Raw genomic sequence first — 21,137 nt, 5'->3', positions numbered from 1 at the left:
TTCCTCGCCGATAGCTGAATATATGGCGCTATTTCGTCTGATTGATCGTAATCCAGACCTTCGTGTCGCCCCTGCCGTGGAAGATGGACTGCTTGCCATCGTCCGACAGGGCAAAGGATTCGGCCACTATATGACCCGAAGTGCTGGTTCCTTCAACGTGTTTGTCACCCGATATGGTGGAATTGATCATATCAACCACCGCCTCGTCGGTTTTCAGGTTCATATTATCGCTACTCGACACCATCACCACATGACCCATCAGGGTCAGGCGGCGCGTCGTCTGGTCATAAACCCCGTTGGCGGCCGTGACGTGGGTGGTGCTGCCTGAATCGGATCGGAAATCGATATTGGGCGCTTTTAAAGTGACTGTGACCGAATTTGGCCCCTTACGCACAGCCTCCAGCCCGCCGATCGTATAGTGCTCGCCATTGTCATTGCGTCCGAAATAGCGCGGATTGGTCATGCGGATCTCGGCATCATTGCTGCCATAGATGTTCATCGAATTGATGATGGTCTGAACCGTGATCCAGCCAATATTGAGCAGCAAAAGCGCGATCACCGCGCCGGGAAACAGATAACGCAGCGACTTGATGCGCCGCGAACGCCGCCGGACCATGATCGCCTGCTTGGCCAGCCTGGCGTGGCGCAGGGCGGTTTCCGTCTCGGCATCGAGACGTTGCGCGCCGGGCAAATGGCCGGTAGGGGGCAGGGACAGATCGGACAGGTTCATGTGCGCGCTTAAAAATCAGGGCCGGTTATGACCACGAATGGGCGAAGATATCGCAATCTTCCCAGCCTGCCAAATCGAGTTTGACGCGGTGCGGTAAATAGGCAAACGCAGCCTCGGCCAGATGGTTGCGACCTTCGCGCACCAGCATCATGTCGAGCTTGTCCTTCAGGGCGTGCAGATGCAATACATCAGATGCCGCATAGGCCAGTTGCTCAGGGCTCAGCGTGGCCTGCCCCCAGTCGCTCGATTGTTGCGCCTTACTCAGATCGACGCTCAGAAGCTCGCGCACCAGATCCTTCAGGCCGTGGCGGTCGGTATAGGTGCGCGCCAGTTTCGAGGCGATCTTGGTGCAATAGACGGGGGTGGTGGTGACGCCGAGATGCAGCTCGAACATGCCGATGTCAAAGCGGCCATAGTGGAAGATTTTCAACACCTGCTCGTCGGCCAGCAGGCGCTTCAGATTGGGGCAGTCATAGCCGGGGCGGTTCATGCGCACGACATGGGCATGGCCGTCGCCCGCCGACAACTGCACCACGCACAGCTCATCGCGGCGAAAACGCAGGCCCATGGTTTCGGAATCGATGGCCACCGAAGCGCCGAGGTCAAGGCCATCGGGCAGGTCGCCTTCATGGTAGAAAATGGTCAAGATGCGCGGCCTTTCAGAACGTCAAGCTTATCAGGCTTTTCGCCTAAGCCCAAATGTGGTTCAGGTCAACGGCCCGAGCATTTTCATCTTTCCCCATTTACGGTGAAGGTAGCTAGCCCGTCTCGTCGGAAGGGAGGCATAAAGATTGCTTCGAAAAAACATATCCGTGACCATGCTCTCGATTTTGGTTGGCCTAGATTTGAAAAGTGTACTGCTGCCAATGGAAAAACAAATGGCTAGCTTGATGCACGAGTATCTGAAATCTCGGCTGCCGAAATTAGCTGTTTCAGTTTGTCAATGCTCAACAAGTTTTTCCGGTGTAACATTCTATGGCAATTTGCACAGACGATGGCTAAATCATCAAGTTTTGTAATGGTTGCAGTTGTATTCTCGGCGATTGGCTTTAGATGGTGAACCTCAGCAAAGCTATCACCTAATTCGCCATACTTTTTACGGAAATCAAAATTGCATACCTCGCAGGCTAATTGCCCGTAAGATTCCATAGTGCTTGCTTTTTTTCTGCGGATGATCTTTGAATTTCGTTTAATCTTTTCTGACCTCTTGTGAGCAATTTTTTCACCTTCGCTGACTCCAAACTCTTCAACAAATAAATCGCTTTCCATGTCTATACTCAATGTAGAAACAAGGTTTATGATATTAGAAATAAAATTATATGCTCGATTAACATCATAGATGTCACCACTATTATATACGCCAAATCCACAAGACCTTGGATATTTTTCCGTAAATGCTTGAAGCATCTCATTCTCAGTTAGAGATTTTTTGAATCTATAGTTCTTACCATCTCCATATGGTTCCATATCATTTGAACCGCGATGAAGCGGTTTGTCGATGCGGTCGCCGCAAAGTGACAACAATTTCTCAATTGGTTCATAGTTTATTGAGCCAAAGCCACTCCAATAGGAAATGGATTTACCATCCATAACCTTGTCGCACCAAACTCTGATGGTCAATTCTGGCCAATTTGTCTTCACGACAGTTATGTGCGACCCAGCAGTTTCTGTAACTTTAGGCTTACCGACTAGCAAGTTTGGTGATTTGATGTTTAATTTTTTGGCCAATTGGTCGGCTGCTTGTTTGACGAGCTCCTTAGTATCGTCTGACATTTTAAAAACCCCCTTCAATCAAGAAATGCCTTTTTAAGGCAAGCAGATTATGTATGGATCATGCCATTAACTGTAAGCGGTGTTTCGCTCACACCTTGACGGCGTAGTTGCAAGGGAGAAGGTGGTCGATCTGGCTTTGCTTATGTCCGCCCGCGATGGCCCTTAGGGTGTTGGTCAGGTAGGCATGGGGATCGATGCCGTTCAGTTTGCACGTTTCGATCAGTGACGCGATGATGGCCCAGTTTTGAGCGCCGGCGTCATGGCCTGCAAAGAGAGCGTTTTTCCGGTTCAGGGCGATAGGCCGGATCGTGCGTTCAACAGTGTTGTTGTCCAGCTCGACGCAGCCGTCGTCGAGGAACTGGCAGAGGCCGCCCCAGTATTTGGCGATGTAATTCAATGCCTCGCCAAGCGGCGATTTGGCGGCGACACGGCTGCGGTGATTGTTGAGCCATGCCTCTATATCGGCCACTACGGGGCCAGATCGTAATTGTCGTGCAGCCAGACGCACCGCCGGATCGCTACCGCGGATGTCCCCTTCGATCTTGTAGAGATCGGCGATGCGCCTGAGGCCCTCTTCGGCGATTGGCGCCGGACCGGCGCGGGTAATCTCAAACAGCTTACGACGGGCATGCGCCCAGCAATAGGCCAGCCGGATTGCCGGGCCGATACGGTCGGGTGCGATCAGGCGATTGTAACCAGCATAGCCGTCGACCTGCAGAATGCCGGTGAAGCCCTGCAAGATATGTTCGGCATACTGCCCGCCACGCCCGGGCGCGTAGGTGAAGGCGACACCAGGCGGCGCCGCACCGTTCCACGGTCGGTCATCGCGGGCCAGGGCCCAGAAGTATCCGGTTTTTGTTTTACGTGCGCCGGGATCAAGTACCGGGGCGCGGGTTTCATCCATAAAGAGCTTGGTGGATTGCTTCAGATTGGCGATCAGGGCGCCCCACACCGGGCGCAACTCGAACGCGGCCCGGCCAACCCAGTCAGCCAGCGTAGACCGGTCAAGGTCAACGCCTTGGCGGCTATAAATCTGGGCCTGCCGATACAGGGGCAGATGGTCGGCATACTTACTGACCAGCACATGAGCCACAGTCGCCTCAGTCGGCAGGCCACCGGGAACGAGGCGCGCCGGAGCAGAGGCTTGAGTTATGCCATCCGTGCAGGCCCGGCAGGCATATTTGGGGCGGCGGGTGACGATGACGCGGAACTGCGCCGGGATCACGTCCAGCCGCTCGCACCTGTCTTCACCAATGCAATGTAAGCCGTTGCCGCAGGCACAGAGCAGACTGTCAGGCTCAATAACCTCTTCGATGCGGGGCAGATGGCCGGGTAAGGCCCCGCGATTGCCAGCGCGAGACTTTGCAGCCCGTTTACCACAAGGCGCATCGGCCTCTTCCTCAGCATGGATCGCGGCGATAGCGGTTTCAAGGTCTTCCAGGGCCAGTTCAAACTGACCCGGCTCGGCCTTCTCGGATTTGCGCCCGAAGGCGGCCTGCCTGAAGGCGGCGACCAGCTTCTCCAATCGCTCGATCCGGTCATCCTTGCGCAGATTGCGGGCCTCAGAAGCCACCAGCATGGCTTTGAGAACCGCTATATCATCAGGCAAATTGGCGGGGTTGAGCATGACGGCAATCTAACAAAATCCGCTTTTACCTTCCTGCCTAAAATGCCCCCCGAGTCATCTTGTCGCAGCTATTCCACCGCCTCCGGTGCACGCGCCTCCAGGGCCCGGACTCGGCGCCAGTCCAGCCCCGAGAACAACGCCTCAAACTGAGCATGGCTAAGGCTCATAAGTCCGTCCTTGATCGCCGGCCAGGTGAACACATGCGCCTCCAGCCGTTTATAGGCCATCACCAGTCCGGTGCCGTCCCAATAGAGCAACTTCAGGCGGTCCGCCTTGCGCGACCGGAAGACGAAGACCGTGCCGGTGAAGGGGTCTTTGTGCAATTGGTTCTTCACCAGTGCGGCAAGACCATCATGCCCTTTACGGAAGTCGATTGGCTTGGTCGCCACCATGATCCGTACCCGGTTTGACGGGAAGATCATACCGACGCCATCATGGCACACGCAACTGCCGCAATACGATCTGCTGAAGCGTCGTCTTCAAGACGGATCGTCACATTCCCGACCACGATCTCAGGCCTGATAGCCGGATGCGTAGCCGCGACCGGGGCCGGTTCGCTGACCACCAGAGCGCTAAATTCAACGTCGTCCTCAGGCGCCGGCAAGATCAACTTGCCCCTCCGCGCCAAGGTGCGCCATGAAGACAGGTGGTTCGCCTTTACCCCGGCACGGCGCGCCACTTCATTGACGCTTACCCCAGGCCGCAAGGTCTCTGCAACAAGCCGCGCCTTGACCTCATCCGGCCATCGGCGCGAACGCCGGGTCCCACTGCGGACCGCCCTTCCAGTGAGAATCTCCGGTGTAGTCTCCATGGAGAAAGTCCCTCTCGTTCAACTCTGAACAAGCCATGCGCAGATCAATGCCGAAAAGGGAACGTGGGGGCAGAACACCGCTTACCATTAACTAAACGACTAATCAAAAAGGCGTGTATGCACACCCTTGAGCCCACTCAGATTACCTTTGTGGCCGATTTAGGAATCTTAAAGCTGCAAATAAATGAATTTATAACTTTGCCATTTAAAATGGCAATCATGCGGGCAGACAAGATTTTACGGACATGAAAAGCTTCTCCCCCGGCAGAGCGCGATCTCTCATCTGAAACAGGCTATGCCGATAGCGGTCGCGTGAAATCCGTTCTGAACATCTGTGTTCATCTGTGGATCCCTTCTTCCCGGCAGTCGCCGCCGCAAGCGTAGGATTTGTGAATCCACAGATAGACACAGATATTCAGGATCGTCGCACGCTACCGCTATCAGGGAGGCCAATCCATTGGCCATGATCCGTGTTTTCCGGGCTAAAAAATCTATTATGGAAGAGAATGGTCAAGATGCGCGGCCTTTCAGAACGTCAAGCTTATCAGGCTTTTCGCCTAAGCCCAAATGTGGTTCAGGTCAATGTCGCAGGCTCCGCGAATGCGGCCAAGGGAATCTGTGTAAAAGTTGAACCACGGATAGACACGGATATGACACGGATGAAAAGGGAAAGTATTATAGAGCCTGATGACATTTAACCCTCCCTTCTCCCCTCGTGAGGGGAGAAGGTGGCCTGAGTGCAACAAAGGCCGGATGAGGGGCTTGGTGGGTACATTAAGACTGCCCCTCACCCGGTCGCCTTCGCTACGCTTGGCTCCCGCCCTCTCCCCTTATTAAGGGGAGAGGGGAAGAAGGCGATTCACATCAACTCGTTCCGCTCTGACGCTGAGTGAAGGCCCACCACGTATCCGTGACATGGCCGCAGGCCATGATCCGTGTTTTCCGTGGTGAAATCTTAATTCAGCTTCGCCTTCAGAAAGGCCATCATGCGGCTCCAGGCCAGTTCGGCGGCCTGCGGGTTATAGACTTCCGGGCGCGTTGTGTTGAAGAAGGCGTGGTCGGCGTCATAAGACCAGATTTCGGGCACATTGCCCGCCGCCTGCATTTCGGCCTCCAGACCGGCCACCACGGCGGGCGTTATCCAGTGATCCTGTGCGCCGAAATGGCCCTGAAACGGAACCTTGATCTGTTCGGGGGCGGCGAACGCGCGCGGCGGCACGCCATAGAAACAGACAGCCGCGCCAAAGCCGCTCAGCCGGGCGGCGGCGCCAATCGTCAGGGCACCCCCCATGCAAAAGCCCATGACGGCGACTTTTTCGTTGATCGTTTTCAGATAGGCGAGCGCCGAAGCGATGTCTTCATGCACGGCGCCGGGAAAATCGAGCCCGTCCATCATATGGCTGGCCTCGTCGGCGTCTTTGGCGATGCGGCCATGATAGAGATCAGGTGCCAGCGCATTATAGCCCGCCTCAGCAAAGCGCTCGCAGATCGACTTGATGTGGTCGTTCAGCCCCCACCATTCCTGAATAACGATAATGCCGGGGCGGCTCTTGTCGTCGCCGGACAGCCAGGCATCAAGGCTGCCGCCATCGGGACGTTTCAGGGTGATCATCTGGCCCATAGGCTTAATCCTTTGCAAAAAGTTCTGTAAGAGATGCTGTTGCGGTTATAGCCGCCTTTTACGCCGGTACAATCCGTCTGGATGACAAATCCACTTGTTTTGCGCCCCGTTTGCGCCCATTTGTGCGCTCTAGAGCGCATCCCGAAAAGTGTGACGCACTTTTCGGATTCAGATGTGCGTCAAAACAAAAGCTTAGAGCGTCGATCTGATCCCATCAGATCGGAACACGCTCTCGTCATATGAGTTTGCGCCATGTTTATCCAGACCGAAGCCACGCCCAATCCCGATGTCATCAAGTTCATCCCCGGCAAGACCGTGCTGGAGACGGGCACACGCGAACTGCGCTCCGCCGAGGAGGCCAAGGTGTCGCCGCTGGCCGAGGCCCTGTTCGCCATTGACGGCGTGGCCGGGCTGTTTTTCGGTTCCGATTTCCTGACTGTGCGCCGTTCGCCCGAATCAAGCCTGATCTGGGCGCAGCTCAAGCCGCCGATTCTGGCCGCCATCATGGATTTCTACACCTCCGGCCAGCCGATCCTGCGCTCCGAAGCGGTGGCCGATGAGATTGTTTATGAAGGGGAGCTGGGCCAGATCGTCGCTGAGATCAAAGACCTGCTCGAAACCCGCGTCCGCCCCGCCGTGGCGCAGGATGGCGGCGACATCGAATTCGGCTCGTTCGACCTGGATTCCGGCACGCTTTATCTGCATATGCGCGGCGCCTGTTCGGGCTGTCCGTCGTCCTCGGCCACGCTGCGTCAGGGGGTTGAGAGCCTGATGAAACATTATGTGCCCGAAGTAAAATCGATCGAAGCTGTTCTTTAAGGTGACGCTGACTCTGGTCATTGACAGCTCGCTGGCGGCCTGTCAGGCGGGCGTGTTTCGTAACAACCTGGCGCTGGCCACCCGGTCAGAGGCGATGCTGCGCGGTCAGCAGGAAAGTCTCGGCCCGATGGTTGCGGATGTGCTGGCCGAGGCCGGTTGCGGGCCGCGTGATCTCGGTCACATTGGCGTCACGCTCGGCCCCGGCTCCTTCACCGGTATGCGTATCGGTCTGAGCTTTGCAAAAGGGCTGGCGACGGGGCTTGGCCTCAAATTGCAGGGCGTGGGCACGCTTGCTGCGCTGGGCCACCATCCCGACCTCACTGGGCGCGCAACGCTGTCCGCCATCGATGGCGGGCGCGGACGCATCTATGTGCAATATGCGGACGAGGCCGCGCAAAGCCTGGCGCGCGATGAGCTGGCGGAATGGCTGGCCACCCGCCCGGTTGAGGTGCTGACCGGCCCTGCCGCTGATCTGATCAGGCCGTTCCTGCCCGGTATTCCGGTGCTCGATCAGCCGTGGCCGTCGCTGGATGCGCTGGCCGAATTGACTCTTGGCGGCGGCCATGATGATGTGACGCCGCTTTATATGGGTGATGCCGATGCCGTGGCGTCAACACGCGGCATGATCAGCTTAAACGAGGCCTGATGACTACGATCCGTCAGCTCACCGCGCCGTCGCAGCAACTGGCCCTGATCCATACGCGCTGCTTCGATTTTGGCTGGAGCGAAGAGGTGTTCGCCGACCTGCTGATCAAGCCGCATCACCGCACCTATGTGTTTGAAAGCGATGGCGAAATTGTCAGCTTCGTCGTCATGGCTGTGGTGGTGGGCGAGGGCGAAATCCTGACCATCGCCACCGACCCCGCCTTCCAGAGAAAAGGGCTGGCGCGGCTGTTGCTGCAACAGGTGATCGGGCGGCTGCAAAAGGAAGGGGCGGACAGCCTGTTTCTCGAAGTGGCCACCGATAATGACGCCGCCATCCGGCTTTATGAAAGCTGCGGTTTCAAACGCACGGGCCGACGCAAGGCCTATTATTCACGCCGCAATGGCGCGCCGGTCGATGCCCATATTCTGAGGCTTGCCTTGCAGGACGGGACAGCCTAGATTTAGCGGCATGGATCGTATCGAACAAAAATGCATCGAAAAAGGTATGCGGATGACCGAGCAGCGCCGCGTTGTGGCGCGCGTTCTGTCAGCGGCGGATGACCATCCCGATGTCGAGGAGCTGTATCACCGCGCCGCCGCCGTCGATCCCAATATCTCGCTGGCCACCGTCTATCGCACGGTGCGCCTGTTCGAAGAGGCCGGTGTGGTGGAACGCCACGATTTCGGCGATGGCCGTTCGCGCTATGAACAGGCGGGCGATGATCACCACGATCATCTGATCAATATCAAAACCGGTCAGGTGGTAGAGTTCTTCGATAAGGAGATCGAGGTGATGAAGGAGGCTCTGGCGCGCAAGCTCGGCTATAAGCTGGTCGGCCATAAGCTGGAGCTGTATGGCGTGCCGCTGGAAGACGACAAATAATATAAAATATGGCCATCCAAAATCATCCAGCCCTTGGCATGTTTTGATATGTGATTTTTAAAAAAGCCGCTATCAACAGCCCCGTATCGTGACAGGCGTCACTCCGGTAGCGGATATTTCCCACAACAGGCTGCGCGTCACGCTGATCACTTTTGCGTCGCCATCTCCGGCTCGATGCCGGATCGCGCGATAACGGCCTGAGCGTCCTGGGGCCAGGTATCGCCCTTGACCTCGGTATTGTCGCTGAACTGGTTATTCAGATAGTCGGCCCATGAACCGGAACGCAGGCCGGAATCATACCAGTTGCCTTTGGCGACATTATCCATTGCGGTGCGGCGTGGCGCCAGATTGTCCTGGGAGTTGAGGTTCAGCCAGATGCCGACATGGCTGACCACATTGTTGCGGACAGTCACGTATCGTGAACCCTCATCGAGATAGAGGGCGATGCCGCCGGGCACATCATAAACATAGTTTTCGGCGATCAGCGCGCCGGGATCGGCCGACAGATGATAGATGGCGCCGCCATCGGGGAAGGACTGCTTGACCTCGTGTACGCGGTTGGCGAAGACGACCGTGTCGTGCAGGATGGTAGGTGTATTATAGACCAGATTGCCCGGCTGGTCATAATAGTCGCGGTTGGCGGTGCGATAGGCTGCGGAGCCGCCGGGATCGTTCGCCCCCCAGCCCCAGCCGGTGTCGATGCCGTCATAGGGCGCCTGTGACACATCATTGTGGCTGATGACCGCGCCCGCCGCATAGGTCACCATGATGGCGGCCTGTTCGTGATAGTCCTGAGAGATGTTCTGCACCAGATTGTTCGAAATCAGAATATCGGCCACGGTCATTTCCGGGCGGGACGGATGGTGCGCGTCGGGCGTGACGCCGCCCACCATGATTGCGCCTCCGGCCAGATCGCTGAAGCGGCTGCGCACCACGTCAATCGTGCTGGCACCCAGGCCGATGCCGCTGGCATTGGCGTCGGCATTATTGCCAATGCCCAGCCCGATCTGGCCGAGGTGGGTGAACTGGTCGTGCGAGAAGGTGATGCGCTCGGCCGCCGAAACCTGAATGGCGGCGGGCTGCTGGCTCCATCTGTTGCGCATGGCCTCGAAGGCCGGGCACCCCCAGCTACAGTCACGGATCGGATCCTTGGGATAATTGGGTATCTCGCCCGCAATATAGGCACCACTTTGCTGGCTGGCATAGCCATTGGGGCCGGAGGGCTGAAGCCAGCTTGTATATTCGAAGCTCAGGCCCGTGAAGTCGAGATCGGCCACCGGCCTTTCATAAGCGCCGCTGATCGACATGAGCCATTCGAGATGCGGCACCTCGACATCGGCTGAGGCCATGACCTCACTCTTGCGGGGCTTGTAATAGATTTTTCCGGCCTTCGGATCGGCGTACCATTCGCCTTCGTTGCGCAGAAAGGCCAGTGAATTGACGAACTCAAGCCGGGCATTGTCGGGCGAGACAGGGCGCGCCAGCGTGTCATAGCCGATGATATTGTCGCGCCAGCCGGGCTGCTGCATCATGATGCGGTCGCCCTCGATGCGCTGAATGGTGGCGTGGCGGTCGGTGAACCAGCCGAGGTTTTCGATTTCGAGGCGGCTTTGGTCAGGCAGGCCGGACAGGAAGTCCCAGGCCGGATCGACGATCTTCAGGCCCCAGTCGTAAAATTCGAAGGCATTGCGTGGCCCGATGACCAAGGCGCGGCGCGACAGCTTTTCATTGACCCAGATCTGACGCGGATCCATGCCTCTGGGCATGTCGGCCACCCAGATATTGCGGCCCTGATCGGCCAGGCTCCAGTCCGCGATACGCATCCCCCCCGAAAGTACCGGATGCGCGCCGGGTGCGGCCTGATAGCGCACCTTGAAGCCGTTCTGGCCACCATCGGCGGCGGTAAAGCGCAGCGGCGCATCGAGGCGATAGACTCCATCGCCAAGACTGACCGTAACATCATGATCCTGGTTCAGGCCGCGCACGGCCATTTGCGCCCGTGCAAGCGTGGCGAACGGATGGGCGGAAGAGCCGTCATTCTCATCCGAGCCCTGCGGCGAAACATAGATCATGGCGGGCACAGGGGCGGGGCGAAGCGCCAGATGCACCCCACCGGACAGGCGATCCGATTTGGGAGGGGCCACGACGGGGATCTGCGGGGCGGGCGGAAGTTCCGCGAAAGCCGGAGCCGATCTGACGGAGAGGATAAAGACCGGCAGAAGCAGGGCGCGAAGCGTGGCGCGGCGAGATGTTCTGGTCATGCTGTCCCTGTGTATTTATTAAGCCATAATTGAAACATCATATGAATGATATTTCAATTATGGCTTTGCTTGAAAATGGGGTCACATGGACGGCATGGCCGGCATCTGGAAGGCGTGGGCCCGAGAAAATCGATCTTGACGAAACGGGTGGTGCCGTAAAGACATTCCAGTGCGGTCGCCGCAACCGATCAGACAGCCTTCAGTTTCACCACACCCGATACGAGCCCGGCTGCGGTGGCGGTGACTTTGATCGCACCGGCAGCGCGCGTTTGCACGATAGCACAGCATAAGCCGTTGAAGGCCGATCTCTGGCTGGCCTTATCGGCTTCGTGGCAGTTGGGATCGCCGTTGCCGACGCCGATCACCTCCGCCGGGCCGCTGAGTGAAAACCGGATCATGTCCCCTGCGTTTGGCACCATGCGGCCCTTCGCATCGACCACAGTGGCGGTGATGACGGCGCAATCACGGCCATCGCCAGTAAGCTGTGTTCGGTCGGAGGAAAGTACGATTTTGGCCGGCGCGCCGGTGGTTTCGCGCATGTCTTTCAGGATCACCTTCCCAGCCTTATAGGCAAAGGCCTCGATCTTGCCGGGGGCGAACAGCACATCCCATTGCACGTGCATGTCCTTTGCCACCGCTTTTTTGCCAGCCGAGCGGCCATTGACGAACAACTCGACCTCATCGGCATTGGAATAGGCCCAGACCGCAACCGTGTCGCCCGCCTGCCAGTTCCAGTGCGGAAACAGGTGCAAAAGCGATTCATCACGCCACCAGGCACGGTAGTAATAATAGGCGTCTTTCGGGAAGCCGCAGGTATCGACCACGCCGAATTGCGAAGAGATGGAGGGCCAGCTCGAATAGGGCGTCGGCTCGCCGCGATAATCGAAACCCGTCCAGATGAAGCCGCCGCCAATGAACGGTTTGGCATCGAAATGCGGCCACCAGCCCTCGGCGGTCGTCGCCCACCACGGCGCGGTCGTGTCATAGGCGGGCACGATATGGGCGGCGTCATTCTTGATATATTCGCCGCGCGTCGAAACGGTTGAGGCCGTCTCCGTGCCGATGATCGGCTGATGCGGATGGTCGGTGTGATAGGCGTCGATCAACTGGTCGCGGTAGTTGAAACCGATGACATCCAGCACATCGCTGATCCCCTTGCCATAGCCGCTATCCATCGCGGCGGTGATCAGGCGGGTGGGGTCGAGATCATTGCAGACGCGCTTCATATGGCGGGCGATGATAGCGCCGCGCTCCGTGCCCTGTTGCGGTTCCTCATTGCCGATCGACCACTGGATGACCGACGGGTGATTGCGGTCGCGGCGGATCATGGTGGCCAGATCGTCAAGCCCGGCTTGCGAAGAGGTCATCATGCGCGTTTCGTCGATGACCAGAATGCCCATCTCGTCGCACATATCCAGAAGCTCCGGCGTCGGCGGATTGTGCGCGGTGCGGATGGCGTTGCAGCCCATGCTTTTCAGGGTTTGCAGGCGAAAGCGCTGGATGGCGTCGGGCACAGCCGAGCCTACACCCGCATGATCCTGATGGTTGCAGGTGCCTTTCAGCTTGACCGACTGGCCATTGAGGAAAAAGCCGCTGTCGGGATCGAAGCGGATGTCACGGAAGCCGAAGCGGCAAGGCATATAATCGAGAGGCGAGTCTTGCGCATCATTGATCTCGACCATGGCATACGTTATCCGCGGGTCGTCCAGCGACCAGAGCTTATATATTCCTGACTTGACCGTCTGCGTTACATCAGCGGATGAAAAAGGCGCGATAGTTAGGCCTTTTTCGGAATAATCGAACCCGGGAACATCATTTTCTGTCGCCGGCGCCACTCGTGCAATGATCGTGAGCGTTTGCGTTTGATCCGTATCGTTGCAAACCGTCGTTGTGACCTCGACCGTGCCATCCGTCTTAGCGCGCACGCAGACGCCGTATTGCGGAATATAGACCGGGTTGGTCTTGACCAGCCAGACATGGCGGTAAAGCCCCGCCCCCTCATAAAACCAGCCTTCGCCGAGCGAGGCATCAACACGCACAGCCACCACATTGGGCTTGTCGTCGGTGTTGAGGAAGTCTGAAATGTCGATGGCAAAGGGCGTATAGCCGCCATCGTGCTGTTTGACGATATAGCCGTTGATCATCACCACGCAGGCGCGGAACACGCCGTCAAATTCAAGGAAAACCTTCTTGCCCTTGTCGGTGGGCGTCAGGCCGAAGCTCTTGCGATACCAGCCGATGCTCGTTTCGGGATAGTCGCGGCCGAGCGGCTTATAGCCATGATTGGCTGCGGGGTCCCAGACCGCGCCGTGATCGTCGGGTTTGAGCGGCGGATTGGGTTCTTTATGCACAAAAGGCAGGGCCACGGCCCAGTCGTGCGGCAGGGTGACATCCTGCCAGCCTGAATCGTCGAACCCGCTTTGTGCGGCATTGCCTGAATCGGGGCCCTGCTTGGCATAGGTGCGCTGATCCTTGCCCCAGCCGAAGTCCTTATCTGCGTCATCGAGATTTCCGAAGGCAAACTTCCAGCCGTCATCGAAGCTGACGCGCCGCTCATCAGCGGGAGCCAAGCCTTGCGCCTTGGCGGGCACGGTCAGGGCGGGCAGCAGGGCCAGGGCGGACGCACTGAGCAAGATGTCGCGGCGGGCGGGGTTTGGCATGATTCTTCCTGTGGGCAAGGCGGTGCAGACAATGTGAAACGAAAAGCGGGCGAGGGTAATCCACCAGAACAGATGCCCCTCACCCGGTCGTTTTACGCTTCACTTAAGCTCCCGTCCTCTCCCCGCAAGCAGGGAGAGGCGAAGCGTTTATTTTAGAGCGGTTTGCATTCTGATTGAATCGGTCAAAAGCATGCAAACCGCTCTACATTTTACGTTTTTTCCGCATCTCGCATTCAATTTGTAAGTCAAATTAAACGCTCGTTGCTCTAGTACTTAAACGTCAGATCGACCAGAAAGTTGCGGCCATAATAGTCCCAGCGGCCAAGGCGGTCGGCAATATTGTTTTCATAGGTCTTGAGCGGTGTATTGAGCAGGTTGGCGGCCTGCAAACGCACCTGAAGGTGCGCGGTCATCTGGTAGGAAACGCTGAAATCCATCGTCGTTTCCGGCCTGATCCGCACCAGAGCCGAATCATTCCAGCCATAGATGGCCGTATAGGTCGAATGGTATTTGGTGCCCAGCCGCGCATCTATGCCGTGGTTGGAATACCAGAAGTCGAGCGTGGCGGTGTTTTTCGCCAGACCATTGAGCGGCAGGTTGGCGCTCATTTCCTTCAGGTCGGAACTGACATAGGCATAGTTGGAATAGATGCCGAAATGCTCGCCGCCCGGAATGAAGCTGAATGGCGTCTGGTAGGTCAGCTCTAAGCCGCTGATATAGCCGCCCTTGCTCGCATTGACGGGTGAGGTCAGGGTATAGGCATTGCCGTTGATCGTCTCATTACGCGAGGCATAGCCGATATAGTGCTTCACATCCTTGTAGTAGCCGGCCAGGGCGAACAGCGAATCCTTGCTGAAATACCATTCATAGCTGGCATCGAGCTGGGTGGCCTCGAACGGCTGGAGGTAAGGATTGCCCGAACTGCCCGTATAGGGGGCCGAAGCCGAGATCTGGCGGGTGATGATCATATCGTTGAGCGGCGGACGCGACACCACTTCGGCGGCTGACAGTTTCAGATAGTGGCCATTACCAAAATCAAGACGCGCAGTGGCGGAAGGCAGAAGCTTGGTGTAGCTGACCCCGCCCGAAACCGGCGTGGTGACCATTTGCTGCACCCAGGTGCCGCTGCCCGGCGGGGTTTCCACCCAGTCCCCGGCCTGGGTGGATGTGCCGTGGCTGTCTGTCTTCACGTCGAGCACGCGCACGCCGAAATTACCATCGACAGGTATGCTGCCCCAATTGGTGGCGTAGGCACCTTCGATATAGGCCTCAGCCACCTTTTCCTCAACGCGGTCGCTATCCGGTTCGGCCTTGGGGTCATAATGGAGAGTCCGGCCATATATCTGCTGGGCAATGGCGTCGAAATCGCCGGTCAGCATGGTCGGGATGTCGAAATTCTTGAACTGGTAGGTATCCAGTTGCGAGGGATCGATCGTGACGCCCGAAAGGGCCGCCACCGTGCCGGTGACATTGCCCAGCACCTTGCGGCGGTCGGCGACACGGGCACCGAACATCAAGGAGGTAAAGAAGCCCTTGTCGAAGTGACGGGTGGCATCCACCTGCGCCGCACTTAGGGTATCGGCAACATGGCCGGTTTCCCACTGACCGGCATCGGGCGTCTGGGTGTTATCCTGTGGCGCGCTCGATACCGAAACCCTTGGCTTGCCGGTGAAATCGAACGACATGGTGGCGGGCCAGTACTGGAACTTGTCGGCGGCCCAGCTATTATAACGCTCGGCCTTGGAATAGGAGGCGTCGGCCACCACGGTCCAGTCGGCGGTCGTCCACTTGCCGTTCAGGCCGGTAACGATAAGGGTCTTGTCTTCCTTATATTTGGCAACCACCGATTCATCGGGTGCCCAGGTGACGGTAGCCGCCACCACATCGCCATTACTGTTGATGACCGGGGCCTTGCCGGAGGCGGCTGCACCGTCAATATAGTTTTGCGTGTTGCCGCCGTCCCAGTTGCCCCAGACATTATTGCCCCACCAGGCCTGATCCTGATCTTCGTCGATTTTGATGTCGGAATAAAGCAGGTCATAGGCCAGTTCGAAATTGTCCGACGCCTTCCATTGCATGCCGAGCGATGCGCCCATGCGGGTTTCGGTCAGCTTGTCGCCTTCGGCCTGACTGCCCCACGGCGTGTTGTATTTGGTGGCGTTGCCAGCCAGCACAGCACCATTGTCGGCACCGTCATTATAACCCCAGCCCTGCACCGACTCATAGCCGTTCTTCTGCTTTTGCGAGGTCAGACCGATCACGACGCCGAAATTGGGCGCGGGCTTGAACACATAGGACAGCGAGCCGCGATAGCCCATGCCGTCATAGCCCGGAAAAGCCTTGCCGCCTTCGTAATCGAGCGGCCCTGCGCGCACCACGAGGCTTGGGCCGCTATAGTCGAGCGGGCGAATGGTACGCAGATCGATCGTGCCCGAAATGCCGCCGGAGATCAGCCTGGCTTCCGACGATTTATAGACCTCGACGCCCGCCACCATTTCAGACGGATAGATTTCCCAGCGCACGCTGCGATCCGGCTCGGAGGAGGCGACTTCGCGGCCATTGACCGTGCCCAGAACCATGCGCGTACCCAGGCCGCGGATCGAGGCCTGACTGGCATTGCCGCGGTCGCGCGAGGTGGTGACGCCCGGCAGACGGTTCAGTTCCTCGGCAATGGTGACATCGGGCAGGGCACCGATGTCTTTCGAGGAAATGGCCTCGACAATGCCGGTCTGGCGGCGCTTGATGTCGAGAGCATCGCGCAGGGATTTGCGCATACCCACCACAACGACCTCCTGTGTGTCAGGCTCGGTGGCGGCAGGGGTTGTGGTGGAGGCGGGTGCCGTCTGTGCCGCCGTGCGCATCAGAACGGCGGAATTACCATCGCGCGTGCGTATGCTGAGGCCGGTATTGCGGATCAGGGCGTCAAGCGCCGCATCAGCGGTCATCGTGCCCTGCACGGCATGGGTGCGGATGCCCTTCAGATCTTCGGCTGTGGCCAGCACCTGAAGCCCCGACTGCTGCACGAAAAGAGGCACGGCCGTGGTGGCATCCTGCGCGGGAATCTGAAAGGTTTTTTCGGTTTGCGCCCAGGCGGGTGCTGACATGACGGTCATGGCCGCCGCACCGCTCATCAAAAGGTTGCGCAACGCCCCGGATTTAAAGACGGACATAATCTGTTCCCTGTTGTTTTCAGGGCGTTGAGCGCCCTGATTTTTGCTTTGCCACGCTCTCCAGATCTGCCTGAACAGCGCTTTGGTCAAAAGGCGTTGTGGCCGCCTTCACAAGGATCAGATGCAAGGCGAGGGAGTTTCCGCCGAAATTATACGATAAATTTTCAGGTCAATCATTTTTGTGACAATTATGAGACGCCGCTTGCCACGCCAATCGTGATGCGGTCATCGGCGATGCTGACCGGCACATCGAGCGCGGCATGGACGGCGCGGGCGAAACTGTCGGGCTGGTCAACACGGAACCCGCCCACCAGTTTGCGACTGGCCAGTTCGGGATCGCTGATGACGATCTGGGTGGTGTTGTAGCGGTTGAATTCCGCTGCCGCATCGGCCAGGCTTTCTTCCTTGAGGATGATCTCACGCTCGCGCCAGGCCAGTTTGCGCGTCACCTCACCGGGATGGAAGGCGACATCCACCGTGGCGGCGGCATAGGGCACGAAGGCTTCGTTGCCGGCAGTCAGGCGTGTGCGCTTGCCGGGTTCGCCAACGCGCCAGGTTTCGACCGTGCCTTCGGTGACCAGCACATCGGCGCCATGATCATGGCGGCGTACGCCAAAGGCTGTGCCGACCGCCCGCACGCGCACATCGCCTGCCGACACCACGAAGGGCGCATCGGGGTTTTTGGCGACCTGAAACCACGCCTCGCCTTTGACAAGCTGCACATGGCGCAAACTTTCGGTCATATCGACCTCGATCTGGCTATCGGTATTGATCGCCGCCAGAGATTTGTCGCCCAGCGGCACATTGCGCAGTTCGCCGCGTTCGGTGGCAAAGCTCAGGCGTGAACGGCTGATACCAACCGCCACGACCCCGGCCAGGCTGGCGGCGGCGGCCCCGCTCAGCAGCAGGCGGCGATCAATGCCGGGCTTGCGTTGGGCCAGCGCCATGCCGCGCGCAGAATCGAGCATCAGCCAGGCGGCCTCGGCGCGCAGATAAGCGCCGCGATGGCGCGGATCGGCCTCATACCACAGGCGGAAACGGGCTTCGGCGGCATCATCGGGGTGAATCGCGTCCGGACTTCGTGCCCTGCGGCGGCGCGCCAGCCAGGCGGCGGCCTCTTCGTCAATCCGCGACATGCCCGGCCTCACCCAGATAGCGCAGAACGAGGCTTAAGCCGCGCGCCGTTTCCTTTTCGACGATATTTTCGCTGACATGCAGGGCACGCGCCGTCTCCATCTGCGACAGGCCGTGGATTTTGCGCATCTCAAAGACGCGCCGGCAGCGTTCGGGCAGGCGCGCGATCAGGCCCAGCGCGCGCTTCAGCTCGGCGCGCACAGAGGTGGCGGCCTCAGGATCGGGGCCACTATCGGCCATGCCCAGCTCATCTATATTCTGCATGGTGGTGATCGAAACGACGCGGTTGCGCCGCGCCTGCTCCAGCACGACATTGCGCGCGCTGCGAAAAAGATAGGCGCGCGGTTCGGTGATGTGCGCCACGGCATCAAGGCGCAAAAGGCGGCAATAGACTTCCTGCACAATATCATCCCGTTCGCCGGATTTGACACCCAAGCGCGCCAGCCAGCCGCGCAAGGCGCTTTCGTGCGGCAATATATGAGCGGCCACAAAGGCCAGGAGTTCGGCGTGACGCAGATCTCTTTCCGCTGCAACCCCGCCTGCACTTACACCTTCCAAGACATCCGCCATTGTCTTTTCCACTTTCCCTGTCGAGGCCTTTGGCCCTGTCCAGGCCTTTGACCCTGTCGCGGCTTTGTGGCGCGCTGAGCGCGGCCATGCCGGTTTTATACAGGATAGGTAACATGGTTTTTGACTCGTGTCAGGATATTATATGATAATTAAAATCAATGTGGCGCGGCCAGCACAAGCGTGCCGCCAGCTTGCGGAATGGTCATCTTCAGGGCTTCAGCATCGCCCACAGCTTCGGCGCTTGTCGCGGTGGCGGCCACAACCGTGCTGCCGGGACGCAACCATGTCCGGTAGGTAAAATTCGCGCCGTCGCGCTGCATGGTCACGATGATGCCGCCGCTGAAGTCACCCGCCACATATTGCGCGGACTGGCCCGTATCGGGCACGCTGAATCTGACCTCGACCGGCAGCACATAGGCGGCTTTCGCCCAGTCGAGCGCGGGCAGGGCCTGGCCCTTAAAGTCAAAAAAGGCAGCATTTTCCCAGTCTGACCCTTGCGCCCAGCGCGTATGGCATTTGGTCGAGACCCAGGCCGGTTCCCAATAGACGACGCCTTCGCCGCCCGCATCGAGCACATCCTGCATCAGATCGTGCATATAAAGGGCCTGCCCCTGCGGCGTGACCGGATAGCCTTTCAGGGCCGAATCGGAGCCGAGCAGATTGGGGGCTTTGTCATTGAAAGCGTCGGTGAAGGCGTATCCGGTTTCGACCACCACCACCGCCTTGCCGAATTTGGCGTGAACACGGCGGATCGTGGCGGCAAGCCCTGTCAGGTTTTCCTCTGACCACTTGCTGTAATAGCTCATGCCGATAATATCGTAACCGGTGACGCCCGCTTTGGTGGCGGCATCGAACCACGCCTCGACATTTTCCGGCTGGGCGATATGCAGCATGATCTGCGGCTTGATGGCGCTGTCGGCGGAAGCCTCATGCACGGCCTTGATTCCGGCATTGAACAGCTTCGCATTGCGCGCCCAGTGGATAGGCACGTCCTTTTGTGGCTCGGTTTGCAGGATTTCGCCATTAGTCTCGTTTCCCACCTGCACCATATCGGGCATGAGGCCCTGGGCCTTCAGGGCGTCGAGCGTGTTCAGCGTATAGTGGTAAAGCGCCTTCACCTGTCCGTCTTCGTCAAGCCTTGCCCAGGCGGCGGGCACGATCTGTTTGCCGCCATCAGCCCAGTCGTCGGAATAGTGGAAATCAAGCAGCACCTTCATGCCGTTGGCACGGGCGGCGCGGATGGTCTTTTCGACATCGGGAAGGTTGGAATAGTGGGTCCAGCCCGCATTGACCCAGATGCGCACGCGCACGAGATTGGTGCCGGCTTTGGCGAAGATGGCATAGGGGTCGCTCAGGCCCTCATAGCTGTATTGGGCGCCGCAATCCTTCATCTCATTGACGTAAGACAGGTCGGCGCCAAACCAGATATCATGGGCCAGAACAGGGGCGGGGATATTTATGAGCGCGGTAGCCAGCGCAGGCAGGACGAGATGTTTCATAAGGGTAAGGATGAACGGCGGCGGCTTTTCCGCCGAACCAGCGCAGACCTCGGCTCGTTCATCAATAGGTCATGCGCCTAAAGCGTACGCGCCAGAAAGGTTTGCAGATCGGTATAGAGTGGCCCCTTGCCGCGAAACGGCAGGGAAAAGGCCGCCGCCATATCTTCGTGGCTTAAATCCTCGAACATCAGCAGGCGGACATCGCAACCTTGCGCTTTCAGTCTGGCCTCAAGATTGACGGCATTGCGCGTGCCGACGATCTTGTCGGCGCGGCTCTGCATCAGCAAAAAGGCCGTATTTGTGGGCGCGGCGTAAGCGACGGGCTGGGTTTCCAGCGGGTGCGGCCAAGCCCCAAAGGCATCTTCCGAGGCTGCCACATCGAACGGATAGAAGTCATAGGGGCCCGAAATCCCGGCGCAGGCGGCTATGGCTGAATGGCCGCTCCTCGGGCCAAAATAGGCCGGATCCAGCGCCATCATCACCGCTGCATAGGCACCGGCGGAATGGCCGCAAACGCCAAGCCGGGCCGGATTGCCGCCATGATCGGCCGCATGGGCCATCAGGTGATGAATGGCAGCGGCATTATCGTCGAGAAAGGCCGGATAGACGACCTGCGGCACCAGCCGGTAATCGGGAATGGCCACCAGATACCCCATAGCGGCCAGGGCGTGGCCCATCCAGACATAGTCGTTTTTCGAGCCACTGTTCCAGCCGCCGCCATAGAAGAAGACGAGTACGGGCAAGGGGCCTGTGGCGTCTTTCGGCGCATAGAGATCATAGGTCTGGCGCGGATCAGCGCCAAAGGCGATGTCGCGGGCGATGCGTTTGACGCCGCTCTCCTTGGGGGTGAAGGTATTAAACAGGCTGAGCGTATTGCAGGCGGCCAGCAGCGGCCCCAGCCCCAGCAAACTGAGCAGGTTACGTCGGCTCATCG

General features: G+C 58.5%; 18 protein-coding genes. 4 read left to right on the top strand and 14 right to left on the bottom strand.

Translation table 11 applies throughout. The features are described from left to right. Positions 1-28: 28 nt before the first annotated feature. The 7 genes from lptC to QB905_RS11065 all read right to left on the bottom strand — a co-directional run bounded on the left by lptC (position 29) and on the right by QB905_RS11065 (position 6,562). Positions 29-730, bottom strand: a complete 702-nt coding sequence (gene lptC, locus QB905_RS11090) for an LPS export ABC transporter periplasmic protein LptC (RefSeq protein ID WP_282975090.1) — start codon at positions 728-730, stop codon at positions 29-31. Between the two features lie 25 nt (positions 731-755). Further along, the gene (locus tag QB905_RS11085; protein ID WP_282975089.1) at positions 756-1,376 is read right to left on the bottom strand and encodes a ribonuclease D; all 621 of its coding nucleotides are present in this window, start codon (positions 1,374-1,376) and stop codon (positions 756-758) included. 236 nt (positions 1,377-1,612) lie between these two features. Then, on the bottom strand, positions 1,613-2,503 hold the full coding sequence (locus QB905_RS11080; RefSeq protein WP_282975088.1) for an HNH endonuclease: 891 nt from the start codon (positions 2,501-2,503) through the stop codon (positions 1,613-1,615). Between the two features lie 88 nt (positions 2,504-2,591). Continuing rightward, positions 2,592-4,130 carry an IS66 family transposase gene (gene tnpC / locus QB905_RS11075; protein ID WP_282972944.1) on the bottom strand — a complete coding sequence of 513 codons (1,539 nt, stop codon included), beginning with the start codon at positions 4,128-4,130 and terminating at the stop codon, positions 2,592-2,594. Positions 4,131-4,198: 68 nt separating this feature from the next. Then, the gene (tnpB, locus tag QB905_RS11070) at positions 4,199-4,552 is read right to left on the bottom strand and encodes an IS66 family insertion sequence element accessory protein TnpB (RefSeq protein WP_282972945.1); all 354 of its coding nucleotides are present in this window, start codon (positions 4,550-4,552) and stop codon (positions 4,199-4,201) included. Next, on the bottom strand, positions 4,549-4,941 hold the full coding sequence (gene tnpA / locus QB905_RS15335) for an IS66-like element accessory protein TnpA (protein ID WP_461781760.1): 393 nt from the start codon (positions 4,939-4,941) through the stop codon (positions 4,549-4,551). The genes tnpB and tnpA overlap by 4 nt, the downstream gene beginning before the upstream one ends. Positions 4,942-5,896: 955 nt before the next feature. Beyond that, positions 5,897-6,562, bottom strand: a complete 666-nt coding sequence (locus QB905_RS11065; protein ID WP_282975087.1) for a dienelactone hydrolase family protein — start codon at positions 6,560-6,562, stop codon at positions 5,897-5,899. 252 nt (positions 6,563-6,814) lie between these two features. On the opposite strand from QB905_RS11065, the gene QB905_RS11060 reads away from it, so the two are divergent. From QB905_RS11060 to QB905_RS11045, 4 genes are read left to right on the top strand one after another with little or no spacing between them, the layout of a single operon-like run. After that, positions 6,815-7,381: a NifU family protein gene (locus QB905_RS11060; RefSeq protein ID WP_282975086.1), complete on the top strand. Its 567-nt coding sequence runs from the start codon at positions 6,815-6,817 to the stop codon at positions 7,379-7,381. Position 7,382: 1 nt separating this feature from the next. Then, positions 7,383-8,027, top strand: coding sequence for a tRNA (adenosine(37)-N6)-threonylcarbamoyltransferase complex dimerization subunit type 1 TsaB (tsaB, locus tag QB905_RS11055; RefSeq protein ID WP_282975085.1), 645 nt, complete (start codon positions 7,383-7,385; stop codon positions 8,025-8,027). Next, a complete protein-coding gene (gene rimI, locus QB905_RS11050) occupies positions 8,027-8,485 on the top strand; it encodes a ribosomal protein S18-alanine N-acetyltransferase (RefSeq protein ID WP_282975084.1) in 459 nt (152 codons plus the stop codon). The genes tsaB and rimI overlap by 1 nt, the downstream gene beginning before the upstream one ends. A 10-nt stretch (positions 8,486-8,495) precedes the next feature. Beyond that, on the top strand, positions 8,496-8,909 hold the full coding sequence (locus tag QB905_RS11045; RefSeq protein ID WP_282975083.1) for a Fur family transcriptional regulator: 414 nt from the start codon (positions 8,496-8,498) through the stop codon (positions 8,907-8,909). A 146-nt stretch (positions 8,910-9,055) separates the two neighbouring features. On the opposite strand, the gene QB905_RS11040 is transcribed toward QB905_RS11045, so the two are convergent. The 7 genes from QB905_RS11040 to QB905_RS11010 all read right to left on the bottom strand — a co-directional run bounded on the left by QB905_RS11040 (position 9,056) and on the right by QB905_RS11010 (position 21,135). Next, positions 9,056-11,170 carry a right-handed parallel beta-helix repeat-containing protein gene (locus QB905_RS11040; RefSeq protein ID WP_282975082.1) on the bottom strand — a complete coding sequence of 705 codons (2,115 nt, stop codon included), beginning with the start codon at positions 11,168-11,170 and terminating at the stop codon, positions 9,056-9,058. A gap of 188 nt (positions 11,171-11,358) precedes the next feature. Beyond that, positions 11,359-13,830, bottom strand: a complete 2,472-nt coding sequence (galA, locus tag QB905_RS11035; RefSeq protein WP_282975081.1) for a beta-galactosidase GalA — start codon at positions 13,828-13,830, stop codon at positions 11,359-11,361. A gap of 266 nt (positions 13,831-14,096) precedes the next feature. Further along, on the bottom strand, positions 14,097-17,000 hold the full coding sequence (locus QB905_RS11030) for a TonB-dependent receptor (RefSeq protein ID WP_282975080.1): 2,904 nt from the start codon (positions 16,998-17,000) through the stop codon (positions 14,097-14,099). Between the two features lie 188 nt (positions 17,001-17,188). Beyond that, positions 17,189-18,136 (bottom strand): FecR family protein, encoded by a 948-nt coding sequence (locus tag QB905_RS11025; protein WP_282975079.1) that lies wholly within the window; start codon positions 18,134-18,136, stop codon positions 17,189-17,191. Further along, positions 18,123-18,704 (bottom strand): RNA polymerase sigma factor, encoded by a 582-nt coding sequence (locus QB905_RS11020; protein ID WP_282975078.1) that lies wholly within the window; start codon positions 18,702-18,704, stop codon positions 18,123-18,125. The genes QB905_RS11025 and QB905_RS11020 overlap by 14 nt, the downstream gene beginning before the upstream one ends. A gap of 155 nt (positions 18,705-18,859) precedes the next feature. Beyond that, positions 18,860-20,203: a glycoside hydrolase family 53 protein gene (locus QB905_RS11015; protein WP_282975077.1), complete on the bottom strand. Its 1,344-nt coding sequence runs from the start codon at positions 20,201-20,203 to the stop codon at positions 18,860-18,862. A 77-nt stretch (positions 20,204-20,280) separates the two neighbouring features. After that, positions 20,281-21,135: an alpha/beta hydrolase gene (locus QB905_RS11010; RefSeq protein WP_282975076.1), complete on the bottom strand. Its 855-nt coding sequence runs from the start codon at positions 21,133-21,135 to the stop codon at positions 20,281-20,283. Positions 21,136-21,137: the final 2 nt, after the last annotated feature.

This window comes from Asticcacaulis sp. EMRT-3 (assembly GCF_030027245.1).
Classification (GTDB): domain Bacteria; phylum Pseudomonadota; class Alphaproteobacteria; order Caulobacterales; family Caulobacteraceae; genus Asticcacaulis.
Note: the sequence above shows the minus strand (reverse complement) of the source record. Positions and strands in the feature narration are given on the sequence as shown.

Coding starts and splice junctions, on each gene's coding strand:
- rimI (WP_282975084.1), top strand. CDS start 8,027: ATGACTACGATCCGTCAGCTCACCGCGCCGTCGCAGCAACTGGCCCTG.
- QB905_RS11010 (WP_282975076.1), bottom strand. CDS start 21,135: ATGAGCCGACGTAACCTGCTCAGTTTGCTGGGGCTGGGGCCGCTGCTG.
- QB905_RS11060 (WP_282975086.1), top strand. CDS start 6,815: ATGTTTATCCAGACCGAAGCCACGCCCAATCCCGATGTCATCAAGTTC.
- galA (WP_282975081.1), bottom strand. CDS start 13,830: ATGCCAAACCCCGCCCGCCGCGACATCTTGCTCAGTGCGTCCGCCCTG.
- QB905_RS11030 (WP_282975080.1), bottom strand. CDS start 17,000: ATGTCCGTCTTTAAATCCGGGGCGTTGCGCAACCTTTTGATGAGCGGT.
- QB905_RS11040 (WP_282975082.1), bottom strand. CDS start 11,170: ATGACCAGAACATCTCGCCGCGCCACGCTTCGCGCCCTGCTTCTGCCG.
- tnpC (WP_282972944.1), bottom strand. CDS start 4,130: ATGCTCAACCCCGCCAATTTGCCTGATGATATAGCGGTTCTCAAAGCC.
- QB905_RS11080 (WP_282975088.1), bottom strand. CDS start 2,503: ATGTCAGACGATACTAAGGAGCTCGTCAAACAAGCAGCCGACCAATTG.
- lptC (WP_282975090.1), bottom strand. CDS start 730: ATGAACCTGTCCGATCTGTCCCTGCCCCCTACCGGCCATTTGCCCGGC.
- QB905_RS11045 (WP_282975083.1), top strand. CDS start 8,496: ATGGATCGTATCGAACAAAAATGCATCGAAAAAGGTATGCGGATGACC.
- QB905_RS11065 (WP_282975087.1), bottom strand. CDS start 6,562: ATGGGCCAGATGATCACCCTGAAACGTCCCGATGGCGGCAGCCTTGAT.
- QB905_RS11020 (WP_282975078.1), bottom strand. CDS start 18,704: ATGGCGGATGTCTTGGAAGGTGTAAGTGCAGGCGGGGTTGCAGCGGAA.
- tnpA (WP_461781760.1), bottom strand. CDS start 4,941: ATGGAGACTACACCGGAGATTCTCACTGGAAGGGCGGTCCGCAGTGGG.
- tnpB (WP_282972945.1), bottom strand. CDS start 4,552: ATGATCTTCCCGTCAAACCGGGTACGGATCATGGTGGCGACCAAGCCA.
- QB905_RS11015 (WP_282975077.1), bottom strand. CDS start 20,203: ATGAAACATCTCGTCCTGCCTGCGCTGGCTACCGCGCTCATAAATATC.
- QB905_RS11025 (WP_282975079.1), bottom strand. CDS start 18,136: ATGTCGCGGATTGACGAAGAGGCCGCCGCCTGGCTGGCGCGCCGCCGC.